This is a genomic window from Flavobacterium sp. FlaQc-57, from assembly GCF_044007395.1.
GTDB lineage: Bacteria > Bacteroidota > Bacteroidia > Flavobacteriales > Flavobacteriaceae > Flavobacterium.
Genome location: NZ_JBIPDA010000002.1, coordinates 347,719 through 362,233 on the forward strand (window position 1 = coordinate 347,719; position 14,515 = coordinate 362,233).

At 33.2% G+C, this 14,515-nt stretch carries 17 protein-coding genes; 11 read left to right on the forward strand and 6 right to left on the reverse strand.

Features of this window, described 5'->3' with window-relative positions; all coding sequences use genetic code 11:
* Positions 1-271: 271 nt before the first annotated feature.
* The 5 genes from ACHRVZ_RS07435 to ACHRVZ_RS07455 form a co-directional block, all read right to left on the reverse strand.
* Positions 272-1,615, reverse strand: a complete 1,344-nt coding sequence (locus tag ACHRVZ_RS07435) for a tetratricopeptide repeat protein (RefSeq protein ID WP_395421634.1) — start codon at positions 1,613-1,615, stop codon at positions 272-274.
* Between the two features lie 71 nt (positions 1,616-1,686).
* Positions 1,687-2,586, reverse strand: a complete 900-nt coding sequence (locus ACHRVZ_RS07440; RefSeq protein ID WP_395421636.1) for a hypothetical protein — start codon at positions 2,584-2,586, stop codon at positions 1,687-1,689.
* Between the two features lie 116 nt (positions 2,587-2,702).
* Complete coding sequence (locus ACHRVZ_RS07445) at positions 2,703-4,247, reverse strand: patatin-like phospholipase family protein (protein WP_395421637.1); 1,545 nt, start codon at positions 4,245-4,247, stop codon at positions 2,703-2,705.
* Positions 4,248-4,561: 314 nt separating this feature from the next.
* Positions 4,562-5,104, reverse strand: a complete 543-nt coding sequence (locus ACHRVZ_RS07450) for a hypothetical protein (protein ID WP_395421638.1) — start codon at positions 5,102-5,104, stop codon at positions 4,562-4,564.
* Positions 5,105-5,173: 69 nt separating this feature from the next.
* Positions 5,174-5,344 carry a hypothetical protein gene (locus tag ACHRVZ_RS07455; protein ID WP_395421640.1) on the reverse strand — a complete coding sequence of 57 codons (171 nt, stop codon included), beginning with the start codon at positions 5,342-5,344 and terminating at the stop codon, positions 5,174-5,176.
* A 225-nt stretch (positions 5,345-5,569) separates the two neighbouring features.
* Here ACHRVZ_RS07455 and ACHRVZ_RS07460 point away from each other — a divergent pair, with 225 nt between their 5' ends.
* From ACHRVZ_RS07460 to ACHRVZ_RS07485, 6 genes are all read left to right on the forward strand, one after another.
* Complete coding sequence (locus ACHRVZ_RS07460) at positions 5,570-6,082, forward strand: hypothetical protein (RefSeq protein ID WP_395421641.1); 513 nt, start codon at positions 5,570-5,572, stop codon at positions 6,080-6,082.
* A 53-nt stretch (positions 6,083-6,135) separates the two neighbouring features.
* On the forward strand, positions 6,136-6,468 hold the full coding sequence (locus ACHRVZ_RS07465) for a hypothetical protein (protein WP_395421643.1): 333 nt from the start codon (positions 6,136-6,138) through the stop codon (positions 6,466-6,468).
* A 4-nt stretch (positions 6,469-6,472) separates the two neighbouring features.
* Positions 6,473-6,877, forward strand: a complete 405-nt coding sequence (locus tag ACHRVZ_RS07470) for a hypothetical protein (protein ID WP_395421644.1) — start codon at positions 6,473-6,475, stop codon at positions 6,875-6,877.
* On the forward strand, positions 6,870-7,151 hold the full coding sequence (locus ACHRVZ_RS07475; protein WP_395421645.1) for a hypothetical protein: 282 nt from the start codon (positions 6,870-6,872) through the stop codon (positions 7,149-7,151). The genes ACHRVZ_RS07470 and ACHRVZ_RS07475 overlap by 8 nt, the downstream gene beginning before the upstream one ends.
* A 20-nt stretch (positions 7,152-7,171) precedes the next feature.
* Positions 7,172-7,729 carry a YdeI family protein gene (locus ACHRVZ_RS07480; protein WP_395421646.1) on the forward strand — a complete coding sequence of 186 codons (558 nt, stop codon included), beginning with the start codon at positions 7,172-7,174 and terminating at the stop codon, positions 7,727-7,729.
* Between the two features lie 64 nt (positions 7,730-7,793).
* On the forward strand, positions 7,794-8,696 hold the full coding sequence (locus ACHRVZ_RS07485; protein WP_395421648.1) for a PhzF family phenazine biosynthesis protein: 903 nt from the start codon (positions 7,794-7,796) through the stop codon (positions 8,694-8,696).
* A gap of 688 nt (positions 8,697-9,384) precedes the next feature.
* Here ACHRVZ_RS07485 and ACHRVZ_RS07490 read toward each other — a convergent pair.
* Positions 9,385-9,612 (reverse strand): CDGSH iron-sulfur domain-containing protein, encoded by a 228-nt coding sequence (locus ACHRVZ_RS07490; RefSeq protein WP_026984188.1) that lies wholly within the window; start codon positions 9,610-9,612, stop codon positions 9,385-9,387.
* Between the two features lie 346 nt (positions 9,613-9,958).
* Here ACHRVZ_RS07490 and metG point away from each other — a divergent pair, with 346 nt between their 5' ends.
* The 5 genes from metG (at position 9,959) to ACHRVZ_RS07515 (ending at position 14,253) form a co-directional block, all read left to right on the forward strand.
* Complete coding sequence (gene metG / locus ACHRVZ_RS07495) at positions 9,959-12,016, forward strand: methionine--tRNA ligase (RefSeq protein WP_395421650.1); 2,058 nt, start codon at positions 9,959-9,961, stop codon at positions 12,014-12,016.
* Positions 12,017-12,167: 151 nt separating this feature from the next.
* Positions 12,168-12,404, forward strand: a complete 237-nt coding sequence (locus ACHRVZ_RS07500) for a hypothetical protein (RefSeq protein ID WP_395421651.1) — start codon at positions 12,168-12,170, stop codon at positions 12,402-12,404.
* Positions 12,386-12,685 carry a type II toxin-antitoxin system RelE/ParE family toxin gene (locus ACHRVZ_RS07505; RefSeq protein WP_395421652.1) on the forward strand — a complete coding sequence of 100 codons (300 nt, stop codon included), beginning with the start codon at positions 12,386-12,388 and terminating at the stop codon, positions 12,683-12,685. The genes ACHRVZ_RS07500 and ACHRVZ_RS07505 overlap by 19 nt, the downstream gene beginning before the upstream one ends.
* Positions 12,686-12,931: 246 nt before the next feature.
* The gene (locus tag ACHRVZ_RS07510) at positions 12,932-13,207 is read left to right on the forward strand and encodes a hypothetical protein (RefSeq protein ID WP_395421654.1); all 276 of its coding nucleotides are present in this window, start codon (positions 12,932-12,934) and stop codon (positions 13,205-13,207) included.
* 158 nt (positions 13,208-13,365) lie between these two features.
* On the forward strand, positions 13,366-14,253 hold the full coding sequence (locus ACHRVZ_RS07515) for a DMT family transporter (protein ID WP_395421655.1): 888 nt from the start codon (positions 13,366-13,368) through the stop codon (positions 14,251-14,253).
* The last annotated feature ends 262 nt before the right edge of the window (positions 14,254-14,515 follow it).

Consider the following 14,515-nt stretch of genomic DNA (forward strand, 5'->3'; position numbering starts at 1 on the left):
ATTTTTATAACTATTGTATTTTTTTATAACGGAAGCAAATTTAAGGAAATGTTTGCTAAGATTAAGACAAAGTTGACTCTAAAGTTGTTTCGGGGTTAATACACGAAGATTCAAGAAGATTACGCAGAGATACACAAAGAACTTTTAAACGAAATTAAACCCCGGCGGGGCGAAATCCTTGGCGCATCAATATACCGCTCCGATGGAGCTTAAACACAAAATCAATACAATTTTCTATAAATATGATGGTCCTCCGGAGCTTTATTTTCTTTTATTCTTTAATCATCTTAAAAGTTTCTAATGAATTGGCTGTCGAAACTTTTAGTACGTAGAAACCCGAAGATAAACTGGAAATGTCAATTTTTCCATCTGTGCTTTTTCCTTTTAAAACCGAAACCGATTCGAAATTAAAAACCTCGTAATCAAAATTGGCTGAATCAAGATTTTCAATTGCAATCACAGCCGTTGCCGGATTAGGAAAAACAAACGGCTTTTTATTTTCCACAACTTCAGGCTGAACGCTATTGCAGGCACTTTCAAGTAACGAGGCTAAATCGACTTCATCATAAACTAACGCATACTTGAGTTCATCTGCTTTACGGAACAATTCGCAGGCTTCTTTGTATTTATGCTGATCCAGATAAATGATTCCGAGATTTTTCATCGCATACGAATTGTTTTTATCCATTTCTAAGGCTTCTTTCAAATCGGCGATTCCTTTATCAGATTCTCCTAATTTATGATATATTAATCCGCGTGTCGTTCTCAAATCTCTGCCTCCGTAACCGGCAGTTCGCTCTATAATTGCCTTTTCCGATTTAAAAGCTTCGGTAATATTCTCCATCGCTTTTTCGTATTCGCCCAAATCACTGTACAATCGTGCAAGTCCCCATCTGGCGTGCGCATGATTGGGTTTTTCGGCTACGATTTTCTCTAAATAATAGCGCGCCAAATCATTTGATTTTCGACGTTGTAATAAAGCCGCAAAATTGTATAAAATGCGCAAGTCATCTGGTGCATTTTTTATAGCCTTGTAATAATAATGAAAGGCAAAATTGTCCATTTCGTACGATCCATAAATACTTGCCAATCGATCGTAAAGCTTGCTTTTAAATAAATTCTGTTTTTTCTGTAAAGAATCAGTCAGGACAATATTCTTGTTTTTAGGATCTCGATCTATAGTATATTCTACTTTTTTTAAATCATCGAGTGCCAATGAGTTATTGCCAAGGCTAATGCGCAAAACTCCACGATTGTACAAATCAAGAATCCTTGTGGGATTATAATTCGTTTTGACATTGATTTCGGTAAGTAATTTGAGTGCTTTTTTGACTGTTTCTTCTCTGTCTTTATTAAAAGGCAATTTATGATCAGTTCTGCTGACTAATTTTCCATGCGAGAAATTCCAGGTAACCAATTTTTCGCCTTGCTTATTGTATTGAAAACAATTGGAATCTTTTAATCCTTTTTCATCAAAATAAAAAACTTCATTTAGCTTTCCATTAGAATAATACGTTTTAGTACTGTCCGGTTTTTTGTCTGCTCCGTACCAAATCTCAACAGAAACGATGTGATCGTCATAAAAATATCGGGTAACATTATCCGTTTTCTCCATTTTTTTTACTTGCGCTGAGAGGAAAACCGGTAAAAACAAAAAGGCAAGTAGTATTTTTTTACGCATTATTTTTATTCATTCAAATTGCTTAGAAATCTCATTTTATCTGCAGCATCAAACGTATAGTTTTTCCCGTTATATTTCAGTACTTCTGTTTCTTTTTTAACTTTTGTTTTACCTTCAGTATCATCTTCTCCATTACGATTCCACTCCTCATACAAAAAGCTTTTTGAAACTATTAAATCATAAAAACCATTTGTTTTGTTTTTTGAAACCTGAAGTCCTGCTTCTAATGTTTCTATTTTATCTGTATTATCATCTTTCATTTCACTATTTCCTCTTCCGATAGTATAATTATTCAATACTTTTTTAATGCCCGAATCTGTAAAAGTGATAATAGTAAATTTTCGTCGCCAATATTGCACTCCTCCGCCTGAACCCAAATCTGTATAAAATGCTATTCCGGTAGTTTGATCATTTAGTTGGATTAAATTCTTTAAAATATAAGATTTTGAAGCTTGTATTACTTCGTCTTTAAGATGACTCAGCTCTGGATCTGATTCTTCGGCAAGAATTTTTCCGTTTATTTCACGAGCAAAAACATACTTTCTTTCAATCGAAATGTCTTTTTCTTTATTATTAACTGCTTGTGCATAAGTAATTACAAAAAAGACAATTTGATCATTATAGCTCATTGAACTTGTCTTATCAACCCTTATATCCGAATAGTTGATTTTTAACTGCGGCGCTATTTTTTGCAGTAATTGCAAGTCTAATTCTTTCGATTCTTTAATACTGTCTGTACTGGTAAAAATTACACCGTCGATCGCATTTTTCATACCAGTTGAATCAGATTTTTTTTCTGCAATTATAGTGTCACTCAGATTTTTTTCGTCAATAACCTGGTTTTCATTTTTCTTACAGGAGATTAAAAGCAATAGTAACCCACTTATCAAAAAGTACTTTTTCATTGGTTTGATTTGTATTTTGAAATTCAATTATTTCCAATTCTCTAATCCGAGTCAAATATATAATTATCTTACAAAATTTGCCAAAAAACAAAATAAAAAAAGTCTCAATTCTTAATTTATTTATTTTCTACCAACAACTCTTTCAATTCATTAGTTTTTAAATATGCAGCAAAACGTCCGGACAATAGTAAAACCTCTCTTTCTTGAGGGGTAATTCTCAGTTTTGTTTCAACGTGCGATGCATATTCATATAAAAGCAGAATTTCTCTGGCCGATAAACTTTTGAATTTCTCTTTACTAAGAGTTGCAATTATAATCTCGCCGTCTTTGTCTTTTTTAAATGACTCTTCTCCAAACTTAGCGATTAGATCTTCTTTAAAATTACTGTAAAGTCGTACCCAATTGCCAGAATCATCATTTGTGTTTTTTAACTCAATTACTAAATCTTCATAATCCTGGTCTTTCTCCATTTTTAACAAATGATCTCTAATCGTGGTAAAGCCAATAATCTGATAGTTAGAAACTGGTATTTTATAGCGCTCAAAAGTATTTTCGACATCTTTATCAAAAGTCATGTATCGCGTCTGAACTGTATATAAAGAGGCCGTTTCGAATAATGAAATCAACCTGATTTTACCATCATTTATATAAGGTTCTTTTTTTCCTTGTCCCAAGCAATCAATAAACAAAGCTTTCTTGTTTTTATCACTCACCTTTGTATCGTTATGAAGCAGTTCTACCAAGGTTTTATATCCCATATTATCTGATGCGCCACCATCGACAATGCACAATATTTTTTCCTGATTTTTAACTCCAAATTTCACTTTAGGAAGCACGCCCGGAAAAGCAGAACTCGCGGTTATGGCATAAGTAACCGGAAAATTGAATCCATCATTAACTTGATTTTCATTCAATGCGATCGAAGCTTTGTTGGGCGCCAAAGACGAATTGAGATTTAAACCTTTAATAATATGTGGCATAAACGGAATGCGTTCACCATTATTAAAAGCTGTTCCGTTAGCCACAAACATGGGCAAAGACGGAATTGATTTACTCGCTTTTGGAACAAAAAAATCCGACATCAACATTTGCGAGCCAAACTTATTTGTGTTTTCAGGATTTGTGGCATCGTATTGTAAAATATCCGAATCAATGCGCTGCGTCATCGAAATTTTATCACCCTTTTCGTTTCTGCTGTTATTCAATAAAGACAAAATATTGGCCGATTTATCTACATAATCTTTATACGCATCGGCTTTAGAAAAGTAAAATTCGTTAAACGAACAGTTATCCTGATGCAGTTTGTTTTTGAGAATCGTTAAATAATATCCCGCCGAAAAGCAACCTCCGGAAACAGTAGAGAAATAATCGATTTCATTTAAAAAATTACGCTGATAATTATTTTCCTGTATTTCTTCTAACCCCAAAAGCACGCCCATACTAAAAAACTGTGCTCTCGAACCTCCACCCGAAATTCCGATTCCTAAAGCAATATTTGGATTTTGATATTTAGTATCGCGTTCCTGAACCGATTTATAATCATTTAACGATACGGCAGGAATGGAGTTATAATTAATTTCGGAAAAAAGACTGATTTTGTTTTGAGAAAATCCTATTTGAAGAAAAAGGAAAAGCAATATCTGGCAGTATTTATATCTCATTTTTAATCTTTTAAATAGCTAAAAGCGAAGTTACAAGAATCCGCAGACAACTAGAAGAGTAATAATGAAATCTTTAACATTATTCCACAAAAAACTGAGTAGATATAAACAGTTCATCGAATTGAATCCTGTCAATATTCATTGGGAACGGATTAAAATCCGTCCCTACAATATAAACCGAGCCTAAGGCTCTTTTCTACTCACGTTCCGGAAGAACAATTCATTTGTAACGATGGATTTTAATCCATCCAACAATTTGCGAAGAGAAAAAAAACTTTGCCCCTTTGTCCCTATGCCTCTCTGAACCTAAAAAACTAAGCTCGCTTAATCTCATGCCCCACATATTCTTCCAAAGCAGCAAACATATCATCTACTGAAAGTGCCTCGAAATCGGGGTGGTTTTTTAGAAAATTAGCATTTAGCGTAATTAAATTTTCATCTAATTCGTAGAAAGTATCGTTACTCAAAGAATCTCTAACCGGATTTACACCTTCCAGTTTTCCGCTTACAAATTTATTCAGCTTTACGCTGCTCATCAGCTTTACTTTTTTGCTTTGTTGTTGAAATAATTCCAAGTGTTTTTCGGCACCAATTAATGCCAAACCTTCTTCAATAAGTTCGTTTAGTTCTTTATTCCAACCCGATTTGTATACAAACTGAGCAAAATTTCCTTCAGCATACTGCGACCAGTAATAATCAAGATAATAACTCATTAAAGCATCTTCGTGAATAAATTCGTCATCAACACCTTCCTCGCGCATTAAGTTGATTACCGAAATATTTGAATGAATGACATCATGAAGGTTTTCACTATTCATTGCCGTTTCAGAAACTATTATTCTACCGAATTCCTCCATTTTGTTTTTGTTTTGGGATTGATTTGCAAATTTCAGTTAAATTAAAACAGAAAAGAAATACAATCTGATTTATATAGTATCAGATTCATCATTTTTCTTTTTTTCATTCATTTTCGTAACCAAAGCTTTCAGGCGCAATGCTTGTGCTTTTTTTTCGGCTTGAAGTTTAGCCTTTTTTCTATTGAGCAACTTGGTATGCAAAGCCTTGTTTTTGGTGTTTTTTTCGGGTCCTTTTGCCATGATTACTTCTCTTTAATTTCGTTTACAAAGATAAAAAACTAATAGTTAGAAAGAATTACAAAATTTCACGATCAATATACAAGACTATTTTTTGGGCGTTTCCCGGCGGGTTGGGCTATTCGCTGCTATCCCTAACGCGAACTCGTATATATAAGAAGATTTCATTTTATGAGATTATTTTGAAGTATAAAAAAGAGTATTTTAGCTAAATATAACTCTTAACTCATGATTAAAAAGCATTCATTTTTAGCCATAATAGCAATAATCTTATTAAGCTGTCAAAAAAAAGATTTACAAACACCTACTAAAATAGATGAAATTAATTTTACCTATTTAAATAGTCGTAGAATTCCATTCAATGAAGTAAAAATCAACATTACAAGGATGCCCAATAGTGATAGTGCACTAATTTTTATAGAAAGCAGACCTATGAATAATAATCCTAAATGGGACTATAGCAAAATAGAGAAATTTGCAACTATTGATCTTAAAACTTTTAAAAAAATTGCAGATGTAGCAATCTCTCTGGATAAAATTGACATTAACAAAGCCTATCTAGATGGTGACGACGGAAGTACCTGGGAAATACAATTTGGTTCAAAAGGAAAAAATAAAAGTTATCGTTTTTGGGCACCTAAATCAGATACACAGCAAAGAGGTCTATCCGAATTTGTGAGTCTTTGCGAACAAATCGTAAAAGTTTCAAAATTAAAAAAAGAAGAAATTCTAGAAGATTAAGCCGATAGTACAAATTCGCACTATCCTCCTCAATAAATTTAAAAACCAACCCCATGAAAACCCTAATTATCACAATTGTTTCACTTCTCTCTTTCTCAATGTATTCACAAAACCGTTACGAATTAAAAGATGAAGGAACAGAAAAACTTTATCTTTCAGATACAATTACAAAACTGGCTGTCAATAAAATCGTTACAGACCAACCGATTGTTGTTGTGGACGGAATTCCATTTCGTTTTCAGGATTTAGAAAAAGAAAAACTTCCGTTATCAAAAAACGAAATAATCTCAATTATTCCAATCGACAAACAAAAAGGAATTAACATTTTTGGCACTTATGGCGAAGCCGGAGTTTTGATTGTGACAACCAATAAAAAGAAAAAATAACGCAATGAAAGAAACAATATACAAAAGCTTGATTACTTCTTTATTACTAACCAATATATGGAGTATCATAATGTTCTTCATTTACTTTTTTGAATCTCCCGGTTGGTTACATGGTTTAGAAACCTTAATTATTTTTATAAAAACTTGCTGGACATCAATAGCTTTAGGACTAATTGTAATAGTGATTTCCTTTATAAAAAGCGTAAAAATGAAGTTTAAAATCTTTTCGCTCGTTCTAATTGCCTGGATAAATGTCTTTTTTTCGATCTTGCTTATCACAATTATGTCTTTAAAAATAACGGGATTAGACGCTTTTTACGAACTGGGTTTAGTATTTATAATATCGATAATTTCCTCATTGTTGATTAAGAAACTTTCAAAACAAGCAAACAATCAAATTAATGAATAAGTTTCTAAAAAATTGGACATTGTTTTTTGTTTTTGGGATTCTATCTATTTTAGGAGGAATAATTTATGCCGTTATTTTAATAAATGGATATTCGGCACCAGACAAATTAATGGGAATTTATGTTTTATTTTGTTTGATTCCAGTTTTAGTCGTTATCTTAATTGATCGTTTTTTGGTCAAGAAGTTTGGAAATCAAAAAGTCAACAAAGTACAATTTTACTTTCTTGGATTTATTATATTTTTATTAGTTTTAAGAACCATCGTAGATTTGTAGAAATGCTTAAATAATCCAAAATGACCCCAACCTTCTTCCCAACCCAAGAAAAATTTAGAGAATGGTTAGAAAAGCATCACCAAAACGAAACTGAACTTTTGGTAGGTTTCTATAAAGTGAACAGCAAAAAACCATCAATGTCCTGGTCAGAATCTGTAGATCAGGCGCTTTGTTTTGGCTGGATCGATGGCATTCGAAAATCGATTGATGAAGAAAGTTATACGATCAGATTTACACCCAGAAAAAAATCGAGTATTTGGAGTGCGATCAACATCAAAAAAATTGAAGTACTCACAAAAGCCGGATTAATGAAAGAAATGGGAATAAAAGCTTTCGAATTCAGATCTGAAGAAAGATCTAAAATTTACTCGCATGAAAATGAAGCGTATGTTCTCGATCCTGAACTCGAAAAGCAATTTAAGGCTAATAAAATAGCTTGGGAATATTTCAACAATCAGGCACCATCTTACAAAAAAGTAATAATTCACGTAATTATGAGCGCCAAACAAGAAAAAACCAGAATTGCGAGATTGGAAAAAGCAATAAAGTTTAGCGCTGAAGGAAAACGAATGTTGTAAAGGTTGTTGCTTTGATCTTTTATAAACTGTAACTTTATTCCGTTAAACGCTAAAAGAAAAAGGAATGAGAGAAAGAACAGCATTAGAATATTACGTTTTAGATGTATTCTCAAACGAAAGTTACAAAGGAAATCCGCTTTCTGTGGTTTTTACCGACGGCAATTTAGATCTCGAAACGTATCAAAATATCTCTAAAGAATTTGGCTATTCTGAAACTTCCTTTGTTTATTATTCTAAAGCACAAAAAGCACTTAACGTTCGTTCGTTTACGCCAATAGGTTTTGAAATCGATGGTGCCGGACACAATTTATTGGGCGCAGTTTGTGGAGCTTTGCTTAAAAAACTACCCATTTTTGACGAACAAGACGAGAACAATCGTTTTGTAATCATGAAAAATGCTCCAATCCCTTTAACAGTAAGTTTTGATCCTGATACGCAATATCCTATTGTGCAAATGCATCAAAAACAAGCGATTATTAAACATCAGATTCCGACTTATAAAATAGCAATAGCGCTGGGTTTAAAAATCGAAGATTTAGAAGTTAATATGCTTGTTCCAACTGTGGTTCAAACCGAAGTTTCACATACAATGGTTCCTATTAGAAACACACAATTACTAAACGATTGTGTTCCTGACAGTAAACTTTTGATCGAAATTTCAAAAGAACATCAATTCGAAGGATTTTATTGTTTTTCTATTTCAGATGAAAATCAGGATCATGTAGTCGAAACTCGTTTTTTCAATCCAATAATCGGAATCGAAGAAGATCCTGCAACGGGAACAGCGGCCGGACCTTTAATTGGTTTTCTAACAAAAAACAGATACACACAATTGAATAAAGAATATAAAATTCTGCAAGGCGTCAAACTCAATCAACCTTCACTAATTGAAGTTATGAGTCGGCAAAATGATATTTTAGTTGGTGGTTCATCGGCGATAACAATGCGCGGGGAACTTTATATATAAAACTAATAAACCTTCATAAAAAAAATAGCGCCCTTAATCTTTCTAATTTTAATATCTTGTAATGATTTAAATTACAAATATTTAAACTCAAATAAGACAGATATAGAAAACCTTTTAAAAAACATTAACCCTAATAAAAATTATGACTATTGGGAGATTAATTATTGCTCTGGCATTACACCAAAAACTATTTTATACAAGGGAAATAAAAAATTAAAAGAGAAATATAATTATAAAACTGACTGTAGTGGTTTTTTAGGTGGGTGTCATCCATTATATTGCGCTTATAATATCATTTATTTACAAAACGGTAAGTGGAATTATGTCATAAATGAAACAGATTTAGCCACTTTTATAAATAAAATCGACAATCCTCAAGAAGCATTTATAATTGCACGAATAAATGATTACGCGATAGATTCAAATAATCAAAAAGGTAATGGATATATTAAAACGAAAAATGGTTATAACTTAAAGGTAATGAAATACAAAAGTTGCCCAGAGTCGAAAGAATCATTCATAGTTTCTATAGATTCAACAGGAAAATTTAAAAAAACAGAAAGTCAAGGTTTCTATTTAAAAACTAAAGACTGTATAGTATATTAAAGAAAAATTTGACTAAAAAACGAAAAAGCTGCATTAAATAATGCAGCTTTTTTTTATACTCAAAACCAGAAAACAGATTTTCTTAGTTAGTTTTCATTGGCGGTAAATCAAACGCAACAGAATCGTGTTCGAAATTATTTCTATGTCCTCCATCGCAAAAAGGTTTGTTGGCAGATAATCCACAACGGCAAAGTCCTAATGCAGATCTTCCTTGAAGTCCGTAAACTGTTCCTTCAGAATCCATAATTTCAAAATCGCCTTCTATTTTTATTGATCCGTTTTTATTGATGATTAATTTTGTCTTGCTCATAACTTGTTTTTGTTTTTTTTCTAGAACAAAGATTGCGAAATATTTTTTTAAGATTTTGTTTTGAATGCTAGTTTAAACTGGTTCTATTTTATGGGATTTTACCGCGGAGATTCGCGGAGAAAAACGCAAAGATTCGCAAAGGTTTTGTTTCACGCAGATTATGCAGATTATGCAGATTTTAATTTAAAAATCATTTTAATCCTTTAATCTGTGGCATTTACTTAAAAAACTTTGCGCCTCTGCGCCTTTGCGGGATTAAAAAACTCAGCGAAAACCTTAGCGAATCTCCGTGAAATAACAAATTCTCAATTCTATTGCTTATTTTTGCACTCAATAAAATTGAGTTATGATACAGAATCCTAAGAGATATACTATTACGGCGGCATTGCCTTACACCAACGGACCTATACATATTGGGCATTTGGCGGGGGTTTACGTGCCTGCAGATATTTATTCGAGATATTTACGTTTGCAAGGAAAAGACGTTGCGTTTATTTGCGGAAGTGATGAACATGGCGTTGCAATTTCGATGAAAGCCAAAAAAGAAGGAATTACGCCACAAGAAGTTATTGATAAATATGACGGAATTATTAGAAAATCATTCAATGATTTCGGAATTTCGTTTGATAATTATTCCCGTACTTCGGCTAAGATTCATCACGATACAGCTCAGGAATTCTTTAGAACATTGTATGATAAAGGCGATTTTATTGAAGAAACAACAGAGCAATTGTATGATGCAAAAGCAGATCAGTTTCTCGCAGACCGTTTTGTAGTAGGAACTTGCCCTAAATGCGGCAATGACGGAGCTTACGGAGATCAGTGCGAAAATTGCGGATCGACTCTAAATGCGACGGATTTAATAAACCCAAAATCGACAATTACCGGAGAAACTCCGATATTGAAATCGACTAAACACTGGTTTTTACCTCTTGACCGTTATACTGAATTCTTGACTGAATGGATTCTTGTTGGACATAAAAACGACTGGAAACCGAATGTTTACGGACAAGTTAAATCTTGGGTTGACGGCGGACTTGAGCCTCGTGCTGTGACGCGTGACCTTGATTGGGGAATTGATGTTCCGGTTGAAGGTGCTGAAGGAAAAAAATTATATGTTTGGTTTGATGCACCGATCGGATATATTTCATCTACTAAAGAATGGGCTGCCCGCGAAGGAAAAGATTGGGAACCATACTGGAAAGATGAAGACACGAAACTGGTTCACTTTATTGGGAAAGACAATATTGTTTTTCATTGTATTATTTTTCCGGCGATGCTAAAAGCCGAAGGAAGCTATATTTTGCCGGACAATGTTCCTGCAAATGAGTTTTTGAATTTGGAAGGAAATAAACTTTCGACTTCTAAAAACTGGGCGGTTTGGCTGCACGAATATTTAGAAGAATTTCCGGAGAAACAAGACGTTTTGCGTTATGCATTAACTTCAAATGCTCCTGAAACTAAAGATAACGATTTTACATGGAAAGATTTCCAGGCAAGAAACAACAACGAATTGGTTGCTATTTTCGGGAATTTTATTAACCGTGTTGTGGTTTTGACCAACAAATATTACGACGGATTTATTCCGACGCCAAATGAATTATCTGAGGTTGACGAAAATACTTTAGCAGAATTAAAAGCGTATCCAGCTGTGATTTCAAGTTCGGTTGAGCGTTACAGATTCCGTGAAGCACTTGGAGAATTAATGAATGTGGCTCGTTTAGGAAATAAATATCTTGCTGACGAAGAACCTTGGAAAGTAATGAAAGACAATCCGGAAAGAGTAAAAACTCAAATGTATGTTGCGTTGCAAATCGCGGCTGCGTTGAGTATTCTTGCTGAACCGTTCTTGCCTTTTACTGCGGCTAAATTGTCAAGAATCCTGAAAAACGAAGGCAAATTGAAATGGAATGATGTTACTGAAAATTCAGAATTGATTCCGGAAGGCCACCAAATTGGTGAAGCTGAATTGCTTTTTGCAAAAATCGAAGACGAAGAAATACAAAAACAAATAGATAAATTGGAAGCTACAAAAACTGCTAATCTTGCCGAAAGCAAACAGCCGGAACCTCAAAAAGATTTAATTCAGTTTGAAGATTTCGCGAAAATGGACATTCGTGTGGGAACTATTTTGGAAGCAGAAAAAATGCCTAAAGCCAACAAACTTTTGGTTCTTAAAGTTGATACAGGAATTGACGTTCGCACGATCGTTTCGGGAATTGCCGAAAGCTTTACACCAGAAGAAATCATTGGAAAACGTGTATCAGTTTTAGCAAACTTAGCACCAAGAGCTTTACGCGGAGTTGAAAGTCAAGGAATGATTTTAATGACAACTAATGCCGAAGGTAAATTGGTTTTTATCAATCCAGATGCTGATGCGCCAAATGGTGAAACAGTAAACTAAATTTATTTAGATAAATAACAATAAAAAGAAAGTTATCTGTTTAGAATCTGACAGATAACTTTCTTTATTTAAACTCCATTGTGCAAAAAATTACAATCATTTTATACAATCTGAGAATAAATCTTTAATTTTGAGTATATAAAGAAACATTATGGACTTGACTGCACAAATAAAAAAGAATTTAATATCGAGAATCAAAGATTCTAAGGATTTAAATTTTCTAAATGCACTTCAAACTATTTTTGATTCATCTGAACAAGAACTTTATGAATTGTCTAATGACCAAAAAATGACAATCGAAAGTAGTCGTATGGAAATCAAAAACGGAAATTTTCATAAAAATGAAGAAGTAATTTCAGAAATGAGAGAATGGCTAAAAAAGAAATAGTTTGGTCTTCTTTGGCTAAACTTCAACTACAAAATGTTCTTGAGTATTATTTCACTAAAAATGAAAGTCCAACTTACAGCTTAAAACTGCTAAACGAGGTCGAAGATTTGTTAGATACATTGTCAAATTCAGAAATGATTGGAAGACTTGCGTCAAATAAAATCACTCGCGTTATTTCTATGAAAGTTTATCTGATATTCTATGAAATAAACGGAAATCAAATTGAAATAGTCTCATTTTGGGATAACCGTCAGGATATTAAAAACAGAAAAGTAAAATAAATAGCATTTTTTATGAAATGCGAAACATAAAAACATGAGAAATTTCTCATGTTTTTACTTCTATATAGGTTTATAATTGTAAGTTTGTATTGACAAAAAACCTTACATACAATATTGGAACTTTAATAAAAGTTAAAATAAACGAACTCTCGTCATGATGACCCTATGGAAACTCGGGAAAATCTATCTGTAAGGATATTTTGTCACATCTAAAGCGAGAGTTTCGTGTGTTTAATATTTTCGTATATGACAAAAGAAAATCAAAAACCATCACATCACGATGTAATGCCATCCGTGGCAAACTTCCTTTCTAATCTTTGGTTAGATGGAGAATTCAGAGAACAACCCAATTATCTGACCGAAATTTTCGAGGCATTTCTGGAAACCGAAATGGGCAACGATCTCGATCTTCGAACAAAAATGATTGGCTGTATCAAAACCAGTAAAATGCTGGCAAAAGCGCTTGAACCTTTTTCGGATAAACAAATCGAAAAAGCTTGCAGTAAAGTCATTTTAGTTTAAACAAACTTTGAAACGCGTGAAATTGATAATCAATTCACGCGTTTTACTTTTACAAACCGTACAAAAATCCTCAACTTGATTCGTATTCAAGAAAAAATTGAGACCTTCGCAAAAATCTACTTTCGATTAAATATTTTAGATTAGAAAATGCATAAATAATGAAAATTACCAAACCGAGATTAGCCTTAATTGGCGGAATACTTTGTATTTCTATCTTTCCGATATTAGTAAAATTGAAATTAGCACCGGGATTAATTTCGGCTTTTTATAGAATGTTTTTTGCTGTAATTGTACTTCTGCCCTATGTAATTGTTACAAAAAGCTTTAAACTTCCAAAAACAAAATTCGTTCTTTTGGCAGCACTTTGCGGTGTTTTATTTTCATCAGATGTTGCTGTTTGGAATATCGCCATTCAGGATTCAAGTGCGACTCAGGCTTCATTGTTAACGAATTTATCGCCGCTTTGGGTCGGAATTGGTTCTTTTTTGTTCTTGAAAGCAAGACCTGCCACTAACTTCTGGATCGGAACCGTTGTTGCTTTATTTGGAATGATTACTTTAGTTGGTTTCAGTTTTTTTATGGAATTGAATTTTAATCAGGCCTTTTTGTTCGCCGTTCTGTCCGGAATTCTATATTCGATTTATCTTTTGGTGAGTAAAAATGTACTTTCAGAAGTTGATGTTTTATCATTTATGACCATCAGTTTACTAACTTCGAGTATCTATTTAGGAATTCTCTGTTATGCGCTAAACGAACCTTTTACCGGATTCACAGACACTGGTTGGTTTATACTCGTACTTCAGGCAGTTATTTGCCAGCTTTGCGCTTGGCTTTCGATTAGTTACGCCACGCAACACATGCGCGCGACAAGAGTTTCGCTGAGTTTATTGAGTCAGGCGGTAATTACATCTATATTGGCTTGGTTGTTTTTAGAAGAACAAATAACTTTACAGATGATTTTTGGTGGTATTATTCTACTTTTCGGAATCAGAATTACTTTTTACGATAAAACAATTTCTTTAAAAAAGCTGTTTTCTAAGAATTAATGATTGAGAATTGGCATATGGATGACACAGATTTAAACGGATTGACGCGGGTTTATTTTTTATTTGCTATCGAAAAAGTTTCACGCAGATTTTACAGATTTAAGCAGATTCAACAGATTTGTTTAAAAAATCTTTGAAATCACTTTAAGTTACGGCTGAAATAATTCGTGCAATTCGTGGCGAAAATTTCTCTCGCAGATTTGGCAGATTAAGCAGATTTATTTAAAATCTTTGAAATCATTTTAATCTGTGGCAAAAAACC